Annotated in this window: 20 protein-coding genes; 9 read left to right on the forward strand and 11 right to left on the reverse strand. The window is 73.6% G+C overall.

Annotated features, from left to right (window positions below):
* Positions 1-220 precede the first annotated feature (220 nt).
* Both ACQPYA_RS21995 and ACQPYA_RS22000 read right to left on the reverse strand, forming a co-directional pair.
* Entirely contained in the window at positions 221-1330 is a 1110-nt protein-coding gene (locus tag ACQPYA_RS21995) for an SPFH domain-containing protein (RefSeq protein ID WP_433528984.1), read from the reverse strand.
* Between the two features lie 4 nt (positions 1331-1334).
* Entirely contained in the window at positions 1335-1805 is a 471-nt protein-coding gene (locus ACQPYA_RS22000) for an NfeD family protein (protein ID WP_433528985.1), read from the reverse strand.
* A gap of 106 nt (positions 1806-1911) precedes the next feature.
* Between ACQPYA_RS22000 and ACQPYA_RS22005 the strand changes: the two genes are divergently transcribed.
* Positions 1912-3231, forward strand: coding sequence for a serine hydrolase domain-containing protein (locus ACQPYA_RS22005; RefSeq protein WP_433528986.1), 1320 nt, complete (start codon positions 1912-1914; stop codon positions 3229-3231).
* 34 nt (positions 3232-3265) lie between these two features.
* On the opposite strand, the gene ACQPYA_RS22010 is transcribed toward ACQPYA_RS22005, so the two are convergent.
* On the reverse strand, positions 3266-4078 hold the full coding sequence (locus tag ACQPYA_RS22010) for a DUF3097 domain-containing protein (RefSeq protein ID WP_433528987.1): 813 nt from the start codon (positions 4076-4078) through the stop codon (positions 3266-3268).
* Positions 4079-4335: 257 nt separating this feature from the next.
* On the opposite strand from ACQPYA_RS22010, the gene ACQPYA_RS22015 reads away from it, so the two are divergent.
* A complete protein-coding gene (locus ACQPYA_RS22015) occupies positions 4336-5130 on the forward strand; it encodes a hypothetical protein (RefSeq protein WP_433528988.1) in 795 nt (264 codons plus the stop codon).
* Positions 5131-5142: 12 nt separating this feature from the next.
* Here the strand turns inward: ACQPYA_RS22015 and ACQPYA_RS22020 are convergent, their stop codons facing one another.
* The 4 genes from ACQPYA_RS22020 to fabG form a co-directional block, all read right to left on the reverse strand.
* Positions 5143-5922: an HAD-IIA family hydrolase gene (locus ACQPYA_RS22020; protein ID WP_433528989.1), complete on the reverse strand. Its 780-nt coding sequence runs from the start codon at positions 5920-5922 to the stop codon at positions 5143-5145.
* 93 nt (positions 5923-6015) lie between these two features.
* Complete coding sequence (locus ACQPYA_RS22025) at positions 6016-7047, reverse strand: ferrochelatase (protein ID WP_433528990.1); 1032 nt, start codon at positions 7045-7047, stop codon at positions 6016-6018.
* Between the two features lie 112 nt (positions 7048-7159).
* Positions 7160-7927 (reverse strand): enoyl-ACP reductase FabI, encoded by a 768-nt coding sequence (gene fabI / locus ACQPYA_RS22030; RefSeq protein WP_433528991.1) that lies wholly within the window; start codon positions 7925-7927, stop codon positions 7160-7162.
* Positions 7928-8017: 90 nt separating this feature from the next.
* Positions 8018-8722, reverse strand: coding sequence for a 3-oxoacyl-ACP reductase FabG (gene fabG, locus ACQPYA_RS22035; protein ID WP_433528992.1), 705 nt, complete (start codon positions 8720-8722; stop codon positions 8018-8020).
* Positions 8723-8872: 150 nt separating this feature from the next.
* On the opposite strand from fabG, the gene ACQPYA_RS22040 reads away from it, so the two are divergent.
* The 4 genes from ACQPYA_RS22040 (at position 8873) to ACQPYA_RS22055 (ending at position 13243) form a co-directional block, all read left to right on the forward strand.
* Complete coding sequence (locus ACQPYA_RS22040) at positions 8873-10144, forward strand: sensor histidine kinase (protein ID WP_433528993.1); 1272 nt, start codon at positions 8873-8875, stop codon at positions 10142-10144.
* The gene (locus ACQPYA_RS22045; RefSeq protein ID WP_433528994.1) at positions 10141-10803 is read left to right on the forward strand and encodes a response regulator; all 663 of its coding nucleotides are present in this window, start codon (positions 10141-10143) and stop codon (positions 10801-10803) included. The genes ACQPYA_RS22040 and ACQPYA_RS22045 overlap by 4 nt, the downstream gene beginning before the upstream one ends.
* Before the next feature lie 101 nt (positions 10804-10904).
* Positions 10905-11999 carry an alpha/beta hydrolase gene (locus ACQPYA_RS22050; RefSeq protein WP_433528995.1) on the forward strand — a complete coding sequence of 365 codons (1095 nt, stop codon included), beginning with the start codon at positions 10905-10907 and terminating at the stop codon, positions 11997-11999.
* Complete coding sequence (locus ACQPYA_RS22055; protein WP_433528996.1) at positions 11996-13243, forward strand: acyltransferase family protein; 1248 nt, start codon at positions 11996-11998, stop codon at positions 13241-13243. Before ACQPYA_RS22050 ends, ACQPYA_RS22055 begins: the two co-directional genes overlap by 4 nt.
* A 319-nt stretch (positions 13244-13562) precedes the next feature.
* Here ACQPYA_RS22055 and ACQPYA_RS22060 read toward each other — a convergent pair whose 3' ends face one another.
* Genes ACQPYA_RS22060 through ACQPYA_RS22070 form a run of 3 tightly spaced genes read right to left on the reverse strand, consistent with a single transcriptional unit; the run spans position 13563 to position 16638 of the window.
* Complete coding sequence (locus ACQPYA_RS22060) at positions 13563-14513, reverse strand: VWA domain-containing protein (RefSeq protein WP_433528997.1); 951 nt, start codon at positions 14511-14513, stop codon at positions 13563-13565.
* Positions 14510-15532, reverse strand: coding sequence for a DUF58 domain-containing protein (locus tag ACQPYA_RS22065; protein WP_433528998.1), 1023 nt, complete (start codon positions 15530-15532; stop codon positions 14510-14512). The genes ACQPYA_RS22060 and ACQPYA_RS22065 overlap by 4 nt, the downstream gene beginning before the upstream one ends.
* Positions 15511-16638, reverse strand: coding sequence for an AAA family ATPase (locus ACQPYA_RS22070; RefSeq protein ID WP_433528999.1), 1128 nt, complete (start codon positions 16636-16638; stop codon positions 15511-15513). Before ACQPYA_RS22070 ends, ACQPYA_RS22065 begins: the two co-directional genes overlap by 22 nt.
* A 231-nt stretch (positions 16639-16869) precedes the next feature.
* Between ACQPYA_RS22070 and ACQPYA_RS22075 the strand changes: the two genes are divergently transcribed.
* The 3 genes from ACQPYA_RS22075 (at position 16870) to ACQPYA_RS22085 (ending at position 19449) form a co-directional block, all read left to right on the forward strand.
* The gene (locus tag ACQPYA_RS22075; protein ID WP_433529000.1) at positions 16870-17133 is read left to right on the forward strand and encodes a hypothetical protein; all 264 of its coding nucleotides are present in this window, start codon (positions 16870-16872) and stop codon (positions 17131-17133) included.
* Complete coding sequence (locus tag ACQPYA_RS22080) at positions 17123-17662, forward strand: PH domain-containing protein (protein ID WP_433533566.1); 540 nt, start codon at positions 17123-17125, stop codon at positions 17660-17662. The genes ACQPYA_RS22075 and ACQPYA_RS22080 overlap by 11 nt, the downstream gene beginning before the upstream one ends.
* Before the next feature lie 470 nt (positions 17663-18132).
* A complete protein-coding gene (locus ACQPYA_RS22085) occupies positions 18133-19449 on the forward strand; it encodes a PH domain-containing protein (RefSeq protein WP_433529001.1) in 1317 nt (438 codons plus the stop codon).
* A 164-nt stretch (positions 19450-19613) separates the two neighbouring features.
* Here the strand turns inward: ACQPYA_RS22085 and ACQPYA_RS22090 are convergent, their stop codons facing one another.
* Positions 19614-20651 carry a phosphatase PAP2 family protein gene (locus tag ACQPYA_RS22090; RefSeq protein ID WP_433529002.1) on the reverse strand — a complete coding sequence of 346 codons (1038 nt, stop codon included), beginning with the start codon at positions 20649-20651 and terminating at the stop codon, positions 19614-19616.
* Position 20652: the final 1 nt, after the last annotated feature.

Below are 20652 nucleotides of genomic sequence, written 5' to 3' on the forward strand. Positions count from 1 at the left end.
CTCATCCACGAGCGGTGCCGGGACACGCCAAGGCGCCCCGATGCCTGGTCACCACCCGCTCTACGACCGATGGTGGCAGGCACCGGAGCGCCCTATGAGCCGTTTTCACATTTACCGCCGGTTGGCCCCGGCGGGGTCAGCTTCGCCGGCCCCGATCCGGCCGGATCAGCCGCGCCGGACCGGGCGACCCACCGGGGTCACCGTTGCCGGCCCGACCGGGTCAGCCGCGTTCGCGCTGGTCGGTCGGGTCGTTGAGCAGGCTCGCCGGGGAGACCGGCTCGGGTGCGGGCAGACCCGGCTGCGCCGTACCGCCGGTGGCCTGCGCCTCCGCGACGCGTACCTCGTCGTGGATTTCCTGGGCCGCCGCGGCGGCGGCCTGGGCGGCCTCGGCGGCCTCCCGCTCGACGGCGCTGGCGTCGTCGGACGCCTCCTTGCTCGGCGCGTCGCCGACCATCCGGCTCAGCCCGCCGAGCGCGCCGCCCATGCCCTCCAGGGCCTTGGTCAGCTCGGCCGGCACGATCCACACCTTGTTGGCCGTGCCGTTGGCGATCTGCGGCAGCGCCTGGAGGTACTGGTAGGCGAGCACCTTCTGGCTCGGGTTGGCCTGGTGGATGGCGTCGAACACGGTCCGGATCGCCTTCGCCTGCCCCTCGGCCTGGAGGATGCGGGCCTGCCGGTCACCGTCGGCGCGCAGCACCGCGGCCTGCTTCTCACCCTCGGCGGAGAGGATCTGCGACTGCTTGTGCCCCTCGGCGTTCAGGATCGCGGCCCGGCGGTCCCGCTCCGCGCGCATCTGCTTCTCCATCGAGTCGCGGATGCTCGGCGGCGGCTCGATCGCCTTGATCTCCACCCGGGTCACCTTGATGCCCCACCGGCCGGTGGTCTCGTCCAGCACGCCGGAGAGGTGCCGGTTGATCTCCTCACGGCTGGTCAGCGCGCGCTCCAGGTCCAGCGAACCGATCACGTTACGCAGCGTGGTGACGGTGAGCTGCTCGATCGCCTGGAGGAAGTTGGAGATCTCGTAGGTGGCCCGGACCGAGTCCACGACCTTGAAGTAGAGCACCGTGTCGATCGACACGACCAGGTTGTCCGAGGTGATCACCGGTTGTGGCGGGAAGCTCACCACCTGCTCGCGCATGTCGACCTTGGTACGTACCGAGTCGATGAACGGCACCAGGAGGTTGAGCCCCGGGTTCAGCGTGCGCTTGTAACGGCCGAGCCGCTCGACCACGTCCTGGCGCTGCTGCGGCACGATCCGCAACGCCTTGGCCAGGGTGATCACCGAGATGAGGGCAATACCAATCAACAGGACGGGGAACAAAAATTCCATCCGTTCACCTTTCCGCTTCGGGTAGCTCACCGGGCGTCGCAACGTCCCGCCAGACCAGGGCTACCGCTCCCTTGACCTGGATAACCTGCACCCGTTCACCGGGTGCCAGAACCTGGGTGGCGTCGTAGGCGCGGGCGCTCCACATCTCGCCGTCGATCTTCACCATGCCCCGGTCGCTGTCGACCTGCTCCAGCACCAGGGCGGTGGAGCCCTCGATCGCCTCGATCCCGAACGGGGTGTCGCCGCTCTCCATCGCCGACAGCCTGTGCCGCTGGATGACCGGGCGGGCGGCGAGCACGGTCAGCGCCGACACGGCGGCGAAGACCACCGCCTGCACCCCCACCGGGGCACCGAGCGCGGCGGCACCGGCAGCGGCGAACGCGCCGACCGCGAACATGATCAAGAACAGCGTCGCCGTGAAGATCTCGGCGATCGCCAATAGCACACCCAGAACGATCCACAGCACTGCTTCCACAACACGATCGTGACATGGCAATGCACGTGTCATCTAACTGTCATGATCGAAGGCACGGCCCCGCCACCATCAAGGGAGATGCCCGCCACCATCGAGGGAGATGTTCGTGTCCCTGCGTCCCGAAACCGCCCGGCAGGTCGACGCCATGGTGGCCGACGCGCAGGCCACCGGCCGCGCCCCGTCGCTGGTCGTCGGCGTGATCCGGGACGGCACGCTGGCGCACCTGGCCGCCGCCGGCACGCACCCCCGGCCCGACGCCGATCTCCAGTACCGCATCGGCTCGCTCACCAAGACGATGACCGCAGTGCTGATCATGCAGGAACGCGACGCCGGCCGGCTGGCGCTGGACGACCCGCTCCGGCTACACCTACCCGAGGCCGCCGCGGCCGGCGCGGTCACCCTGCGCCAGCTGCTCGGGCACGCGGGCGGCCTGCAACGCGAGCCGGACGGGCCGTGGTGGGAACGCAGCGAGGGCGTCGACCTGGCCACCCTGCTGGCCGGATTCTCCGCCGCCAAGGTGGCGTACCCGCCGCACCACGCCTTCCACTACTCCAACCTGGCGTACGGGCTGCTCGGCGGGGTGCTGGAACGGGTCACCGGCACGCCGTGGGCGCAACTGCTGCACGAGCGGATCCTGACGCCGCTGGGCCTGCGCCGCACCACGTACGCGGCCACCGAGCCGTTCGCCCGGGGCTACGTGGTGCACCCGTGGCAGGACACGCTGCGGGAGGAGCCGCGTACCGACACCCGGGCCATGGCACCGGCCGGGCAGCTCTGGTCCACCGTCACGGACCTCGTCCGCTGGGCGGCCTTCCTGGCCGACCCCGACCCGGCCGTACTCGCCCCGAGCACCCTCGACGAGATGTGCGCCCCGGTGGTCATCGGCGACCTCGACTCGTGGAGCGGCGGGTTCGGTCTCGGGATACAACTGACCCGCGAAGGCGACCGGGTGTACGCCGGGCACGGCGGCTCGATGCCCGGTTACGTCTCCACGCTGGCCGTGCACCGCCGCAGCCGCACCGGCATCGTCGGCTTCGCCAACTCGTACGGCCTGCGTACCGGCGGCCTCGGTCCGTTGGGCCACCAGATCCTGACCCGCGTACTGGAGGCCGAGCCCGCGCCGGCCCTTGCCTGGCCCCCGGCCGACGCCCCGCCCCCGGCCGACGTGGCCGCGCTCACCGGCCGCTGGTGGTGGATGGGCTTCCCGCTCGACGTCGCCTGGGAGCACGCCACCGGCGAACTGGTCGGCACCCTGCGCGGCGACCGGATCAGCCGGTACGCCCCGGACGGCGTCGACCGCTGGCGTGGTCGCAGCGGGCCGGAGAACGGCGAGGTGCTGGCCGTGCGGCGCGACGACGCCGGACAGCCGGTCGCCCTGGACATCGCCACCTTCGTCTTCACCCGCACCCCCGACGAAGCCCCCTGAGGCGCGGGCCGGGCACCGGCTCCCAGCCGTAAACTCACAACGGCTCGGTGACGAAGTCGATCAACCGCTCCATCGCGTTGATCAGCGGCGTCTCCACGTCGGCGAAGGTGTTCACCCGGGACAGGATGCGCCGCCACAGGTCGGCCGGCTCGGCGACGCCGAGCGCCGCGCAGACGCCCTCCTTCCACGGCTGGCCCGGCGGCACCACCGGCCACGCCGCGATGCCCAGCGCCGCCGGCTTCACCGCCTGCCACACATCGACGTACGGATGCCCGGTCACCAGCACGTACGGGGAGGTCACCCGGGCCACGATGCGGCTCTCCTTGGAGCCCGGCACCAGATGGTCGACCAGTACGCCGAGCCGCCGGTCGGGCCGAGGGCCGAACTCCCGCACCTGGGCATCGAGGGCGTCGACGCCGTCCAGCGGCTCCACCACCACGCCCTCGATCCGCAGGTCGTCACCCCAGATCCGCTCGACCAAGGCGGCGTCGTGCACGCCCTCCACCCAGATCCGGCTGGCCCGGGCCACCCGGGCGGAGACCCCGTCGACCGCGATCGAGCCCGAGGCGGTACGGCGGCGGGCCGCCGGCACCGCTGCCCGCGTCGGCCGGCGCAACGTGACCGGTCGCCCGTCGAGCAGGAACGCCGCCGGTAGCAGCGGAAAGTTGCGCCGCCGCCCGTGCCGGTCCGCCAGCACCACCGCACCGGACTCGAAGCCGACCACCGCGCCGCAGAAGCCCGAGTCGGCGTCCTCGACCACCAGCTCCGGCTCGGCGTCGACCTCCGGGATCACCTTCCGCCGCCGCCAGTCCCCCGCCAACACGTCATCCCCATACCGCCGCCCCATCCACCCCACGCTAATCCCACCCCCCTCCCACCCCAACCCCAACACACCCACCCCCACCCCCCCACCCCCACCCCGCCCGCCACTCCGCCGCCCCGCCCCACCCCCGCTGCTTCGCCGCGTCGATCATGCAGTTGTGGTGGCCCGCAAAAGCCGTGAACATTGACGAACCGCCCACCACAACTGCAAGATCGGCGGGGTGGGGAGGTGGGGGCGTGGCAGTCGAGACAGGGGCGGGCGTCAGCACGTACTCTTTCGGCATGTCCACCCCCGCTGCGGGTGCGGCCATCCTCGCGCCGCGCCGGTCGAGCCGGTTCGTTGCCTGGGTGCGCGCGTGGCGCGCCGGGCTGGTGCCCTTCGACGAGGTCTCCGACACCGTCGCCGGCGACGAGGAGCACCTGGTCGCCGACGCCCCCGGCACCTGGACGGACGTGCCGCTGCGGGAGGCGTTGCCCACCCTCGCCAAGCTCTCGCCGGACGAGATCCGACTGGTGCTCCCGGCGCCCGGCGACCCGCGCGGGCTGCCCGGTCCGGGTGACTTCGCCGGTGCCGCGCTGCTCGCCGGCGAGGCGGTGATCGCCGGCGGGTTGGGCCTGATCCCCGAGGTACGGGTGCACACCTCCGGCTCCGGCGACACCTTCGAGACGGTGCTCTGGCGGGTCTACCCGCTGCCGGCCAACGCCCCGGCCGCCACGCTCAACCTGCCCGGCGCCGCCGAGGCCGAGGCGGAACTCGCCACCGCGCTGGCCTACACCACCGCCGCGCTCACCCGGCTCGACGTGGCCCAGTGGCGCCCCGAGCTGGCCGGCGCCCTGGAGGCGCTGCGCCGCCCCGACGGCACCACCGACCTGCCGCCCGGATTCGACCCACGGGCTCGCCGGCTCTTCGCCCGCGCGGCCGTACTCGATCGGGTGCTCGCCCTGGCCGGGCACGCCGCCCCCGGTGGCGCGATCAACAACCACGAGGCCCAACAGCGCGACGCCGCCCTGCGACCGCTCACGGCGGCCTGCCGGCAGGCCCTCGTCGCCGCCTGCAACGCCCCCCTCCGTCCCTGACGGAGCCGGTGCTCAGAGTTCGTCGATCAGGTCGGCGACCGAGTTGACGATGCGCGACGGGCGGTACGGGTAGCGTTCCGCCTCGGTGCGGCTGCTGATCCCGGTCAGCACCAGGATGGTCTCCAGCCCGGCCTCCAGGCCGCAGAGGATGTCGGTGTCCATCCGGTCACCGATCATCGCGGTGCTCTCCGAATGTGCGTTGATCGTGTTCAGCGCCGAGCGCATCATCATCGGATTGGGCTTGCCGACGAAGTACGGCTCGACGCCGGTCGCCTTCGAGATCATCGCGGCGACCGAGCCGGCGGCGGGCAGCGCGCCCTCCATCGACGGGCCGGTGGCATCGGGGTTGGTGCAGATGAACCGGGCCCCGTCGTTGATCAGCCGGACCGCCTTGGTGATCGCCTCGAAGCTGTAGGTGCGGGTCTCCCCCAGCACCACGTAGTCGGGGGCGAAGTCGCTGAGCACGTAGCCCACCGCGTGCAGGGCGGTGGTCAGCCCGGCCTCCCCGATCACGTACGCCGTGCCGCCCGGCCGCTGATCGGCCAGGAACTGGGCGGTGGCCAGGGCGGACGACCAGATCGCTTGCTCCGGCACGTCCAGGCCCATCCGGGCGAGCCGGGCCTGTAGGTCACGCGGCGTGTAGATCGAGTTGTTGGTCAGCACCAGGAACGACTTCCCGGAGCTGCGCAGCCGCTTGACGAACTCCGGGGCGCCCGGCACCGGCTGCCCCTCGTGCACCAGCACGCCGTCCATGTCGGTGAGCCAACTCTCGACGGGCTTACGGTCATGCATGATCGTCATTCCCTGGGGGTGTCGGGGATCGCCGGGCGGCCGGAACAGGCGGCGAGGCGGTCAGCAGGGGCGGCAGGATGGCCGGCGGGCTGGTCAGGACGCACGGCGGGGCGGAACGCAGCAGACCGTGGGGCAGGTGTCCCACATCGGCAGCTCGCCGAGGCGGCGGCGCAGGTTCGTACCGGCCGGGTCGATCCGCTCCCGGACCAACTCCCGCACCATGGTCACGAAGCGCGGGTCGGTGCCGGGGGTGGCGGCGCGGACGAAGTCCAGGCCCAGTTGCTTGGCCGTGTCCAGCGCCTCGGTGTCGAGGTCCCACACCACCTCCAGGTGATCGGAGACGAAGCCGATCGGGCTGATCACCACGCCGGTGACGCCCTGCTCCGCGAGCGTGGCCAGGTGGTCGTTCACGTCCGGCTCCAGCCACGGCACGTGCGGCGGGCCGGAGCGGCTCTGCCAGACCAGGTCGTATGGCAGGTCCGGGGCCGCCGCCGCGTGCACCAGCCGGGCCGTCTCGGCGAGCTGGGCGGTGTACCGGCCGCCGTGCGGGCCGGCGCTGTCGGCCGCCGAGACGGGTACGGAGTGTGCGGTGAAGACGAGCCGGGCGCCGTCCCGTCGGGCCGGGTCGAGCTGGGCCAGTGCCGCGCGTACCGCGTCGACGTGCGGCTCGACGAAGCCGGGATGGTCCCAGAACTGGCGCAGCTTCTCGATCGTCGGCGCGTCCGGACCGACCGCCGCCCGGGCCGCGGTGATGTCCTCCTGGTACTGCCGGCAGGAGGAGTACCCGCCGTAGGCGCTGGTGACGAAGGCCAGTGCCCGCCGTACGCCGTCGTCGCGCATCTGCGCCACGGTGTCCGCGAGCATCGGCTTCCAGTTCCGGTTGCCCCAGTACACCGGCAGGTCGAGGCCGTGGGCGGCGAAGTCCGCGCGGATCGCACCGAGCAGCTGCCGGCACTGCTCGTTGATCGGCGAGACACCGCCGAAGTGCTGGTAGTGCTCGGCGACCTCGGCCAGCCGCTGCGGCGGGATGCCCCGCCCCCGGGTCACGTTCGCGAGGTACGGCAGCACGTCGTCCGGCCCCTCCGGGCCACCGAAGGAGACCAGCACCACCGCGTCGTACGCCATGGGCCCATTCTTCCCGGTGGCCGGCTGCGGCCCGGCAACGCCCCCGGGTCCCGGTCGTTAACAGGGGGCCCCTGCTATACCGCAGGCGTTAATAAGGGGCCCTTCCTTTCACCTAGGCGCCGATGGCGTGGTAGCCGCCGTCTACGTGCACGATCTCGCCGGTGGTGGCCGGGAACCAGTCGGAGAGCAGGGCCAGGCAGGCCCGGGCGGCCGGCTCCTGGTCGGTGAGGTCCCAGCCCAGCGGGGCCCGCTCGGACCAGGCGTCCTCGAACTGCTCGAAGCCGGGGATGGACTTGGCGGCCATGGTGCGCAGCGGCCCGGCGGAGACCAGGTTGCTGCGGATGCCCTGCTTGCCCAGGTGCAGGGCGAGGTAGCGGGAGGCGGACTCCAGCCCGGCCTTGGCCACGCCCATCCAGTCGTAGACCGGCCACGCCTGGGTGGCGTCGAAGGTCAGCCCGACCACCGAGCCGCCCGGCGACATCAGCGGCAGCGCCGCGACGGCCAGGGACTTGTAGGAGTACGTCGAGACGTGCAGCGCGGTCGCCACGTCCTCCCAGGAGGCGTCGAGGAACCCGCCGCCGAGGCAGCTCTGCGGGGCGAACCCGATCGAGTGGACCACCCCGTCGAGGCCGTCGACGTGCTCCCGGACCTTGTCGGCCAGCCCGGCGAGGTGCTCGGTGCTGGTCACGTCCAGCTCGATCACGGGGGCCGGCTCGGGCAGCCGCTTGGCGATCCGCTCGACCAGCGAGAGCCGGCCGTAGCCGGTGAGCACGACCTGGGCGCCGTTCTCCTGGGCGAGCTTCGCGACCGAGAAGGCGATCGAGGCATCGGTGATGACGCCGGTGACGAGCAGCCGCTTACCGGCCAGCAGTCCGGACATTACGCTCATTCCTCCGTGGCAGGTGGGTCGGGCCGCAGGCGGCGCGCGGTCCGGGTTGATGAAGGTTCCGCAGTCCAGGTCGGTGCGGGCTCAGTGGCCCATGCCCAGGCCGCCGTCGACCGGGATGACCGCGCCGGAGACGTAGCCGGCGGCATCGGCGGCCAGCCAGGTGACCACCGCGGCGACCTCGTCCGGGCTGGCCATCCGACCGGCCGGGATCGACTTGAGGATCTCCGCCTTGCGCTCGTCGGTCAGCACCGCGGTCATGTCGGTCTCGATGAAGCCGGGCGCGACCACGTTGGCGGTGATGTTGCGGCTGCCCAGCTCGCGGGTGATCGAGCGGGCCACCCCGACCAGGCCGGCCTTGCTGGCCGCGTAGTTGACCTGACCGGCGCCGCCGGAGAGGCCGACCACCGAGGAGACGAAGATCATCCGCCCCCACCTGGCCCGCAGCATCTTCGCCGAGGCGCGCTTGGCGCAGCGGTACGCACCGGTCAGGTTGGTGTCCAGCACCCGGGTGAACTGCTCCTCGGACATCCGCAGCAGCAACGTGTCGTCGGTGATCCCGGCGTTGGCGACCAGCACCTCCACCGGCCCCAGCTCCGCCTCGATGGTGGCGAACGCGGCGTCCACCGACTCGGCGTCGGTGATGTCGCACCGCACGCCGAACAGCCCGTCGGGAGCCCCGCCGCCCCGGTGGGTGATCGCCACCCGGTCGCCCTGCTTGGCGAAGGCCTGGGCGATGGCCAGACCGATCCCGCGGTTGCCGCCGGTAACCAGCACAGTTCGAGACACGGTGGGTCCTCTCCGATGATCGCTGCGGGTTGGAGACTAGGCGCTACCGCACGGTAATCACTAACCCGCCCACCCCATACCTGGGTATGACCCGCGAGATCACCCCGCAGGTGCGCGACGGGCCCGGTCCGCCGAACTACCCTGCGGGGAATGGACCGCCATGCCGTCCGTGTCGCTCTGATGGCCCTTCGCCGCGCCCTGGCCGGGCCGGACTATCCCGCGACCCGGCTACCGCTGGACCGGCTGCGACACCGGCCCCGCACGGCCGCCACCCTCCGCACCCTCGGGCTGCTGGCCCTGCTCGGGCTGGCCCTGGTCACCGCGCAGCACCTGCTGGACTCGCGGGGGTTGCCCGTCGCCACCGCCTGGGTGATCGCGCTGCTCACCGTCGCACCGCTGCCGCTCCTGTCCACCCGGCCACTCCTGGCCTGGCGGATCATGTTCGTCGGGCAGTTGTTCGGCACCTTCAACCGCCGGCCGTCGGACGAGGCCGTGGTCGTGGGCGTCCCGGTGGGTGAGTTTTGGCCGTGGAGCCCCACCCAGGTCATAGTCATCGTCGTCGTGCTCGCCACCGTGGCGGCCCGGGTCGACCGGGCCGTCCTGGCCTGGATCGGGCTGCTCAGCCTGATACCGGTCTGGATCTTCGTGAGACCGGGCAACCAGGTCGGCGTCACCCTGCTGTTCGTGGTGCTGCTGATCGTCGGCGACCTGATACGACGCAACCTGCTGGCCCGCCGGGCACTCGCCGAGGAGGCGGAACGCAGCGAACTGGAGAAGGCGCGGCGCGCGGTGCTGGAGGAGCGCACCCGCATCGCGCGGGAGTTGCACGACGTCGTCGCGCACCACATGTCGATGATCGCCGTACAGGCGGAGACCGCACCGTACCGGCTCGCCGCCGTACCCGACCCGACCCGGGCCGAGTTCGCCGCCATCGCCGACTCCGCCCGGGCGGCGCTGACCGACATGCGCCGGCTGCTCGGCGTGCTGCGCAGCGAGTCGGAGGATCCGCGTACCGCGCCGCAACCCGGTCTGGCGGAGCTGCCCGCCCTGGTCGCCGCCGCACGGCGGGCCGGCATGGCGGTGACCCTGGAGAGCGACGTCGGCAGCGAACCGTCGGCCCCCGTCGGGCTGGCCGCGTACCGGATCGTCCAGGAAGGGCTGGCCAACGCGGCCCGCCACGCGGCCGGCGCCGAGGTGCACGTCAGCCTCCGCGACCAGGCCGGCAACCTGGCGGTGCGGGTGGTGAACACGGCCGGTGGCACCCCGGCCGGACCAGACACGCGCGGCGGCGGGCAGGGGTTGACCGGCATGCGCGAGCGTGCCGTCTCCCTCGGCGGTACGTTCACCGCCTGCCCCACCGCGGCGGGCGGGTACGCGGTGGACGCGCTGCTGCCCAGCGACCGGGAGGACGGGACGTCATGATCCGGGTACTCATCGCCGACGACCAGGCGATGGTCCGGCAGGGCTTCGGCGCGCTACTGGCCGCCCAGCCGGACCTGCTGGTGGTCGGCGACGCCGCCGACGGCTCGCAGGCGGTCGCCGAGGCCCGCCGGCTCGACCCGGACGTGGTGCTGATGGACGTGCGGATGCCGGTGCTCGACGGTCTGGCCGCGACCAGGAAACTGCTCGGTGACCGGCCCGCCGACCGGCCGAAGGTGCTCATCCTCACCACCTTCGACCTGGACGACTACGTCTACGAGGCGCTGCGTGCCGGAGCCAGCGGCTTCCTGCTCAAGGACGCCCCGGCGGCCGACCTGGTGCACGCGGTACGGGTGGTCGCCGCCGGTGACGCGCTGCTCGCCCCGGCGGTCACCCGCCGGCTGATCGCCGAGTTCGCGGCCCGGCCGCAGCGCCAGCGCCCCCGGCCCACCGCCCTCGCCGGGCTCACTCCCCGCGAGACCGAGGTGCTGCGGCTGATCGCCCGCGGCCGGTCCAACACCGAGATCGCCGCCGAGCTGGTCGTCGCCGAGCAGACCGTCAAGACCCACGTCGGCCGGATCCTGGCCAAGCTCCAGCTGCGCGACCGGGCCCAGGCGGTGGTCCTCGCGTACGAGACCGGTCTGGTCGCCGCCGGCGAGTAGCCCCCGGGTACCGGGCCGGAAACCACTCTCCGGGTTGACGCCCGCCACCCGCCGCCCCACGCAGGCTTCGCACCATCATCCGGTGCGAAGGGAACGCGTCAATGAGCCTTCTTCCATCTGCCCCCACGGCGCAGGGCCGGCGGAGGTCAGGGCACCGGCCCCGCGTCGTCCAGGTCCTGGCCGGTTCGATGGTGTGCCGGGTCGGTCTCGCGGCGCTGCTCGGGGCGGGGCTGTTGACGCCACCGAACGGGACGCCGGCCGGGCTGCCGGCGGGCTTCGTCGAGGCGTACCCGGTGACGGTCCTGGCGATGGACGCGGCCGGGCCGCCGTACGCCGACTGGGCCCGCGGTGGACGCCGGTTCCTGGCCTTCGACGCCCGTGGCGACGGCCGCGCCGTCGAGGTGGTCGGCGAGCTGGCGACCGCGGACCGGATCGCGGTGCTGGTCCCCGGGGTGGGCAGCCGACTGTCCGACCTCGACCGTGGGCTGGGCGGGGTCGCCCGGCGCGCCCTCGCCCGGCAGGCCCGGGACCTGCACGCCGCGCTGCGCCGCGCCGACCCGCACGCCCGGGTCGCGGTGCTGGCCTGGCTCGGCTACGACCCGCCCGACGGCGTCGCCGCCGCAGCCACTGCGGCCAGCGCCCGCCGTGGCGCCCGCGCCCTCGGCGAGCAACTGCGCGTACTGGCGGCCCGGCGGCCGACCGCCCGCGTCACGCTCGTCGGGCACAGCTACGGCGCGCTGGTCGTCGGGCTGGCGGCCGTCGACGCCCCACCGCAGGTCACCGACGTGGTGACGCTCGGCGGCGTGGGGACCGGGGTGGACCGCGCCGACCTGCTCGGGCCGGCGCGGGTGTGGGCGGCCGAAGCACCGAACGACTGGATCCGCCGGGTGCCGCAGCTGCGGCTGCCCGGGATCGGGCACGGGGTCCGGCCGGGCGACCGGTCCTTCGGGGCGCAGCCGCTACCGGTCGCCGCGACCGGCCACGACGGGTACCTGCTGCCCGGCGGGCCGACCCTCGCCGCCGTCGCGGAGGTGGTGCTGCACGGGGCCACCGCGCCGCGCGACCCGGTGCCGGCCGCACCGGTCGCCGAGGGCGGCACGGAGGCAGCGCCGGCGGGTCCGGTGGCCGAGCACGGTGCGGGCACCCTGACGGCGGGTCCGGCGGCCGTCGGTTCGGCGGCGGGAGCTGGGCGGTGAGCGCCGACCGGCCCACCCCCCGACCGCACCGCGACCCCGCCGTCGACGCGTTGCGGGCGTACGCGGTCGCCGGGGTGGTCCTCGGCCACTGGCTGGTCACCGGCCTGGTGCTCGACGCCGGGGGCAGGCTGACCCAGGCCAGCCCGCTGACCGCGATGCCGGCCCTGGCCCCGGCCAGCTGGGCGTTGCAGACCCTCGGGCTGTTCTTCTTCACCGCCGGGTACGCCTCGGCCCGCTCCGCCGCCCGGCACACCGGCCCGGGGTGGCTCACCCGCCGGCTGCGTAGGTTGATCCTGCCGGCGGTGGCGCTGCTCGGCACGGGCGCGGCCGTGCTGCTGGCCGCCATCGTGGCCGGCGTGCCGGACGGCACCCTGTCGGTGGCACTGAGGCTGGCGATCAGTCCACTGTGGTTTCTGGCTCCGCTGCTCGCCCTGGTCCTGCTGACCGGCCCGCTGCGGGCCGCCGTACGGCGGTGGGGCGCGCTGCGCTGCGCCGGCACGGCAACGGCGGTGGTCGGCGCGGTCGACCTGGCGACCTGGCTGCTTCCGGCCGGCGCCGGGCTGCCGCCGGTGACCGTGCTGGCCGCCTGGGCCGTGCCGTACCTGCTGGGTCTGGCCCACGCCGACGGGCGGTGGGGCGGACGACGGGCTGCGCTGCGGCTGGTCGCCATCGGGGCGGCCGGGCTCGCCGCCCTGGTCACGCTCGGCTACCCGGTCAGCGCGGTCGGGGTGCCCGGCGCCGGCCGGTCCAACCTGGATCCGCCGTCGCTGCTGGCGGTGGCGCTCGCGGTCAGCCAGGTCGGGCTCGGCCTGCTCGCCCGGCCGGCCCTGACCACACTGCTCCGCCGACCGTTGCCCCGGCGACTGGTCCACGAGGTCAACCGGCACGCCGTCCGGGTCTACCTCTGGCACCAGCCGGTGCTGGTCGGGGTGGCGGTGCTCGCCGCCCACACCGGAGCCACCCTGCCCGGGCTGCACACCAGGCCCGACGAGCCGGCCTGGCTGCTGGCCCGGCTCGGCTGGCTGCCACTGCTCGCGGTCGTCCTGGCGGTCCTGGTCCATCGGCGCGGATCCGTGGACCGGTCGGCCGAGTGTGCTCCGCCCCCACCCCGGGTGTACGCTGATCCCCGTTTGCGGGCCGCACGGCGACCCGCAACGCTCCGGACCCGCCGACCGCAGGAGGTGATCGCTGTGCGAGATAGCGATCCTCCCAGTCGTGGCCGGGCCGACCGCCAGTCACGCTGAGTTCCGCTCCGCCTGAGCTGGCCCCGCTCCCGACGCACCCGCCCCCGTCACCCGGCACAGCACGCCGGGACCGGGCGGGCGGTTGCCACCGGAAGCCGTCCGGTCACGACTTCGTGTGTGCGCGTCCTGTTCCACCCCCCCTGCGGTCCGCCCTGCCCCCGGGCCGCCGAGTCGCCGCTCCGGAGCCTGTCATGAGCCGTTACGTCGCCCCGCTGGGCTTCACCCTCGCCGCCGTCTGGGTGGCCGTCCTCTTCGTCCTGGCCAGCGGCAACCACTGACCCGCGCGACCCAGCCCCCCGACCGACCGTCCTCCCGGCCGTCAGAGCATGCGGGAGGACCAGAGCAGGCTGAAAGCGCCGGCACAGAGGGCCAGCAGCAACGCGAGGCCGGCGTACCACTGGGTGATCTCCCGAGGCTCGGTGCGGAACCCGATCGAGCTGCCCATGTCCTGGTACACCTGCTTGAGCTCGTTCACCGAGGCCGCCTCGTAGAAGTAGCCCTCGGTGGTCTCCGCCAGCTCGGCCAGGGCGAGCCGGTCCACCGGCACCCGCTGCAACTGGCCACCGATGTCGACGTGGCCCGCATCGGTGCCGAAGGCGATGGTGGAGACCGGCACGTTCGCCGCCTGCGCCGCCGCGGCGGCCTCCTCCACCGACCGGCCGGCCGTGCGGTAACCGTCGGAGAGCAGCACGATGCGCGCCGGTGGGATACCCGCCGCGCCGTCGGCCGGCACCGACCGGATCGCCTCCAGGCAGGTGAAGACCGCCTCCCCGGTCGCCGTCGCCTCGGCCAGCACCAGCCCGTCGATGGCGCTGGTCACCGCCGGACGGTCCTTGGTCGGCGGCACCAGCACGTTGGCCGACTTGGCGAACGACACCAACCCCACGTTGTACGTCTCGGGCAGCTCCGCCACGAACTGGTTGGCCGCCTCCTGGGCGGCCTCCAGCCGGTTCGGCGACACGTCGTCGGCCTGCATGGACAGCGACACGTCGATGGCCAGCATGATGGTGGCCCGCTCCAGCGGTTCCCGGGTGTCCACCGCCGGCCGGGCCAGCGCACCGGCGAGCACCAGCAGGGCGAGCAGGAACGCGGTCGCCGGCACGTGCCGCCGCCAACCCAGCCCCTTCGGGGCCACGGTACGCAGCAGCTCCACGTTGGTGAACCGCATCGCGTAATCCCGGCGACGCAGCTGCCGCCAGACGTAGAGCGCGGCGAGGGCGAGCACCGGCAGCACAGCCAGCAGCCACCACGGTTGCAGCAGTCTGATCATCTCGTCGTCCCCCGGGTGCGGGCGTGCCGCTGCGCGGCCACGAAGCGCACCATGTCCAGCAGCCAGTCTCGGTCCGTACGCAGTCTCAGGTGCGCGGCTCCGGCGGCGCGCAACGCGGCGGAGATCTCCGCTCGCTGGGCGGCGGCGGCCGTGGCGTACCGGTGCCGCAGGCTCGGATCGGCGGTCTGCACCTCGTGCAGCTCGCCGGTTTCCGGGTCGACCACCGGGAGCACCCCCACGTCGGGCAGCTCCAGCTCCCGTGGGTCGACCACCTCGATCGCCAGCAGGTCGTGCCGTACCCGCAGTTTGCGCAACGGCCGGGACCACTGCGCCGACGGGGCGAGGAAGTCGGAGATGACCACCGCGACGCCGCGCCGCCGGGGCGGGCGGTTCAGCATGTCCACCAGCGCCCCGAGATCGCTGCGGCCGGGCCGGATCTCGGTGGCGTCGATGGCCCGCAGCATGCCCTGCGCCTCCTTGCGTCCGGCGCGGGCGGGCAGCCGGACCAGCCGGCCCGGACCAGCCGGCGGGGGTGTCGCCCGCCGGAAGCGCCGCGGCGCGGGAACGTCGCCACCGCTGCCCACCACCGCCCCGATCCGGTTGCCGCCGCGTACGGTCAGGTGGGTGATGGCCGCCGCCGCCGCGATCACCACGTCCCGCTTGAGCCACCGGCCGGTGCCGAAGTCCAGGCTCGCCGACAGGTCCACCGCCAGCCACGTCTCCAGCTCACGGTCGGCCACCGTACGCCGCACGTGCGCCGTCGTGGTCCGGGCGGTGACCGGCCAGTCCATCCGGCGTACGTCGTCGCCGGGGCGGTACTCCCGCGACTCGCCCGCCTCGCTGCCCGGCCCGGGGAGCAGACCGGCGTAGTCGCCCTGTAGCAACCCGTCGAGCTTGCGGGTGACCAGCAGTTGCAGCCGGGACAGCACCGCGCCGGAGCGGCCGGTGGTGGCATCCGGGGCGCGGTCCCGGTTGCCGGGCCGAGGGGTGGTCGAGGTCACGGCCGCTGCCCGGGCCACCCCGAGGTCGGTGCCACGGCGCCCGGCGGGGTGGCCTGCTGCCGGGGCGCCACCGACGGCAGCGGGATGGTCGACAGCACCCGGTGCACCACGTGGTCGGCCGGCACGTCGTCGGCGAGCGCGTCGTAGCTGAGCACCAGGCGGTGCCGCAGGATGTCCGGCGCGATGTCCAGCACGTCCTGCGGCAGGGCGTAGTCCCGGCCGCGCATCAGCGCCAGCGCCCGGGTCGCCCGGACCAGACCGAGCGAGGCCCGTGGGCTGGCACCGTACTGGATCAGTTGCGCCACGTCGGGCATGCCGTGCTCGGCCGGGGTACGCGTGGCCAGCACCAGCCGCACCGCGTAGTCGACCAGCGCGTTGTGCACGAAGACCTGGTCGGCCTTCTGTTGCAGGGTGATCAGGTCGGCGGTGTCGAAGACCGGGGTCGGCTCGGGCGCGGACACCCCCATCCGGTAGACGATCTCCCGCTCCTCGGCGTCGGTCGGGTACCCCACCACGATCTTCATCAGGAACCGGTCCCGCTGCGCCTCCGGCAGCGGATAGACCCCCTCCTGCTCGATCGGGTTCTGCGTCGCCATCACCAGGAACGGGTTCGGCACCCGGTGGCTCTCACCCCCGATGGAGACCTGCCGCTCGCTCATCACCTCCAGCAGGGCGGACTGCACCTTGGCCGGCGCACGGTTGATCTCGTCGGCGAGCAGGAAGTTGACGAAGACCGGCCCCAGCTCCACGTCGAACTTCTCGCTGGACTGCCGGTAGATCCGGGTACCCATGATGTCGGCCGGCACCAGGTCGGGGGTGAACTGCACCCGGGCGAACGACCCGCCGACGACCTTGGCGAGCGTCTCCACCGCGAGGGTCTTGGCCACCCCCGGCACGCCCTCCAGGAGGCAGTGCCCCCGGGCCAGCAGCGCCACGAACATCCGCTCGACCATCCGGTCCTGCCCGACGATCACCCGCTTGATCTCGAACAGCGCCCGCTCCAGCAGGGTGGCGTCCTGCGCGGGCGTGGTCGGCGGCCCAGTCGGCGCAGTGGACGGCGGCGCGGGTGCCTGCGGCGGCGCGCCGTTCGGCGGCGGGGCGTCGGGCGTGGTCGGCTGGGCCACCGGTCCTCCACAGCATGATCGGTCGTCGCGGCGTGTGCGCTACCAAGCCTCGCATGCCCGACTGAGTACGGACGCGGGGAGCAACCGATTTCCGCCACGCCCACGCCGACGAATCGCCGATCACCAGTGGACAGATGCCGCCCCGGCGTGTGTACCATTCATCCGTCGCCGGGCGGCTTCCCCCGTGGCCGCCCGGCGCTCATCCTCTCCCGCCGCCCTAGACTGGCCGGGATGAGCGACCCCGATCTTTCCTCCGAGGCCCTGATCTGTTCGGCCCGTGGGTGTCGCGCCCCCGCCGGATGGGCACTGCGCTGGAACAATCCCCGTCTGCACGAGCCCGATCGACGCAAGACCTGGCTCGCCTGCGACGTGCACCGACCCTCGCTCGGCGACTTTCTCACCGCCCGGGGCTTCCTGCGCGAGGTCGCCCCGCTGTCCGGATCGCCTACCCTCGAAGGGTGGACGCGTACAACGGAACCAAATGGTGAACGGTGACGGGCCGGGCGGCCCAGCGCCGGTGCCGCCCGCCGCTCCGCCCGGCCCCCTCGAACCGTGGCCGGCCACCGTCCGGTGGCAGTCGATCTCGTCCGACCTGATCTGGGTGGAGTTGCTGCGGCTCTGCGCCCTGGTGACCGTCGTCTCGATCGCGCTCGGCGTCAGCTGGTCGGTCACCGGCGCCTGGCCCTTCGGGCTGGCGCTCGGCGGCATCCTGCTGTTCGCCGTCTGGCGCGCGGTGACCATCGTGCGGGCGGTGCGCGCCTGGGGCTACGCCGAACGCGAGGACGACCTGCTGGTCCGGCACGGGCTGCTGGTCCGCCGGCTCTCCATCGTGCCGTACTCCCGGATGCAGTTCGTCGACGTCAGCGCCGGCCCGCTGGAGCGCGCCTTCGACCTGGCCACCGTGCAGCTGCACACCGCCGCCGCGGCGAGCGACGCCCGGGTGCCCGGGCTGCGTCCCGCGGAGGCATCCCGGCTGCGCGACCGGCTCACCGCGCTCGGCGAGGATCGGGCGGAAGGGCTATGAGCGGCCCGGCCGGCGGTTCGGACCGGCCCGCGCCCGCCGCCGACGACCCACCGCCACCCCCCGGACCGGCCGACGCCCCCTCCGCAGCGGCGGCACCACCGCCCGGCACGCCCCCTCCCCCCGGCGCCAGTCCACCTCCCTTGCCAGGGACGCCCGCCGCCTCGTCGGGGACACCCGGCTGGCCCCCCGGACACCCGACCGGCCCGCCCTACCCGCCGCCCCTGGCATACCCGGTATACCCGCCGTACCCGCCCGGCGCGCAACACCCGCCAGGGCCGCAGCCCGCGGGATATCCGCCCTACCCGCCCGGCACGCAGTACCCGCCAGGGCCGCCGCCTCCGGGATACCCGCCGCATCCTTCCGGCGCGCAGTACCCGGCAGGGCCGCCGTCCCCGGGATATCCGCCCTACCCGCCCGGCGCGCCGTACCCGCCCGGCGCGCCCTACCCGCCGGGGGCGCCGTCTGACGCGTTGCAGGCGCGGCAGCGGCTGCATCCGTTGAGTCCGGCGCTGCACGGCGCGAAGTCGCTGGTCGTGGTCATCGTCGGGTTGTCCTGGTCGACGCTGTCCCGGGTCGGGTTCGGCTGGTTCGTCGCGATGGTGATCGTGATCGCCCTCGGCGCCACCGTGCTGGCCTTGGTCAGTTGGTACAACACCGGCTACCAGGTCGTCGGTCGGGAACTGCGGATCCACGAGGGGCTGCTCTGGCGGCGGACCCGGGCCATCCCGCTGGAACGGCTCCAGGCCGTCGAGGTGGTCCGGCCGTTGCTCGCCCAGCTCACCGGCCTGGCGGAGCTGCGGCTGGAGGTGGTCGGCGGGGGCAAGACCGAGGCGCCGCTGGCGTTCCTCGGCGTCGCCGAGGCGGCGGTCCTGCGACAGCGCCTGCTGACGCTTGCGGGGCGACCGGCAACTGCGGCGCAGGGCACCCAGCCGCCGGAAGAGGCACACGCGGCGGTGCCGGTCGGTGCCGAGCCGGCCGGTCGGCCGCTGCACGCGGTGAGCAACCGGGACCTGTTGATCAGCCAGCTGCTGACCCCCCAGGCGTTCCTGCTGCCGTTCGGCGTGGCCTTCGTGGCCGCGCAGTTCCTGTCGGAGGGGACCTGGTCGTTCATCGCGGTGGCGAGCACGCTGACCGCGATGGCGGGCATCCTGCTGCAACCCGTCCGCCGGGTCCTCGACGACTGGCGGTTCCAACTGGCCCGCGACGACGACCGGCTGCGGATCCGGAACGGCCTGCTGGAGACGCGGGTACAGACCGTGCCGCTGCACCGGGTGCAGACCGTGGGCGTGACCTGGCCGCTGCTGTGGCGGGTCAAGGGCTGGCTGCGGCTACGGCTGGAGGTGGCCGGCTACACCGCCGGCGAGCCCGACCAGCGCAACCGGCCGGATCGCCTGCTTCCCGTCGGTGACCTGGCGACCGGCGCGGCGATCGTCGCCGAGGTGCTGCCCGGGGTGGCCCTGTCGGCGTTGCCGCTGAGCCCACCGCCGGCCCGGGCCCGCTGGCTCAGCCCGCTGAGCCGACAGGTGCTCGGCGCCGGCCTGACCGAGCAGGTCTTCGTCGCCCGCTCCGGCCTGCTCACCCGTCAGCTGACCATCGTGCCGTACGCCCGGTTGCAGAGCGTCCGGGTGGTGCAGGGGCCGGTGCAGCGCCTGCTGCGGTTGGCCACCGTGCACGTCGACACCGCCGGCGGGGCCGGCGCGGCGGCGGTGGACCGGGATGTCGCCGATGCCTGGGCGCTGGCCGCCGAGCTGACCACCCGCGGCCACGCCGCCCGCCGCCCCGCCTGACCCTCCCCACCCACCCCCACCCGTCCCCGCCCCGCCCTCCCCCGCCCCGCCGATCATGCACTTGTGGTGGCGACAAAGGCCGTGAAAGCGGGCACATCAGCACCCACAAGTGCATGATCGGCGGCGTGGGGGAGGGCGGGACGGCAAGGGTGGGGCGGAGGGGGTCAGTGGGGGGTTGGGACGGGGGGTGGGGTGACGGGGGCTGCTCGGGGCGAGGGTGGGTGGGGCGGGGCGGGGGGTGGGGCAAGGCGGCTTTTCCGGCCGGCCCACCATCGCTCGGCCCAACCGACCGCCAGGAAGGTCATCCCGACGTACGCCCAGCCGACCAGCACATCGATCACGTAGTGCTCGCCGCTGTAGACCAGGGTGAAGGTCATCGCCAGCGGGTACGCCAGCAGCAACGGCCACCAGCGACGCCGGACGCTGCGCAGGAAGAACAGCACCACGAAGAGGGCGAACGCGGTGTGCAGTGACGGCATCGCGGCCACCGGGTTCGAGGCCAACTGCCCGGCGTTGAGCAGGTTGCCGGCGCCGTGCATGCCGAACGCCTTCCAGCCCCGGGTGGAGATCCGGGCGACCTCTTCCAGCAGGCCGTTCTGCGCCGCCCACCACGGCGGTGCGGCCGGGTAGAGGAAGTAGGTGATCAGCCCGGTCGCGCAGAGGAAGAACCAGCGGCGCATGAACGCCGCCCACCGGCTGCGCTCGCGCATCCAGAGCACGGTGGCGGCGGCCAGCGCCGCCACGAAGTGGGAGAAGTACACCCAGCTGGCCAGGACGTCCCACCACCGCACCTCGGGCTGGTAGAGGTGCTGCTGCAACCAGACGGTGGGCACCTGGCCGTCCATGGCCCAGCCGAACATCAGCCGGTCCGCCAGGATCAACTCGTAGGCGTGCGGGACCGTCCCGTCGTGGTAGGCGAAGCCTCGGGAGAGGTTGTAGGCGACCAGCAGCAGCACCACCGGCACCCAGTCGCGGGCGAAGCGCAGGTGACTGCGCCACGGTCGGGCGGAGTGCCAGGCGATGGTCCCGGCCCAGATCCAGAAGAACGCGTACACGGGGTCGGTGGGCAGGCCGATGACGAGCCAGCCCGCCACGAAGGCGACGCTCCACACCGACATCGCGATCACGCGGCGGCGACCGCCGTCGGGCGAGGCGGGTGGCTCGGTCGGGGCGGCAGGCTGGGGGTCGGTCACGGCAGACATC

This window comes from Micromonospora sp. CA-263727 (assembly GCF_050942455.1).
GTDB lineage: Bacteria > Actinomycetota > Actinomycetes > Mycobacteriales > Micromonosporaceae > Micromonospora.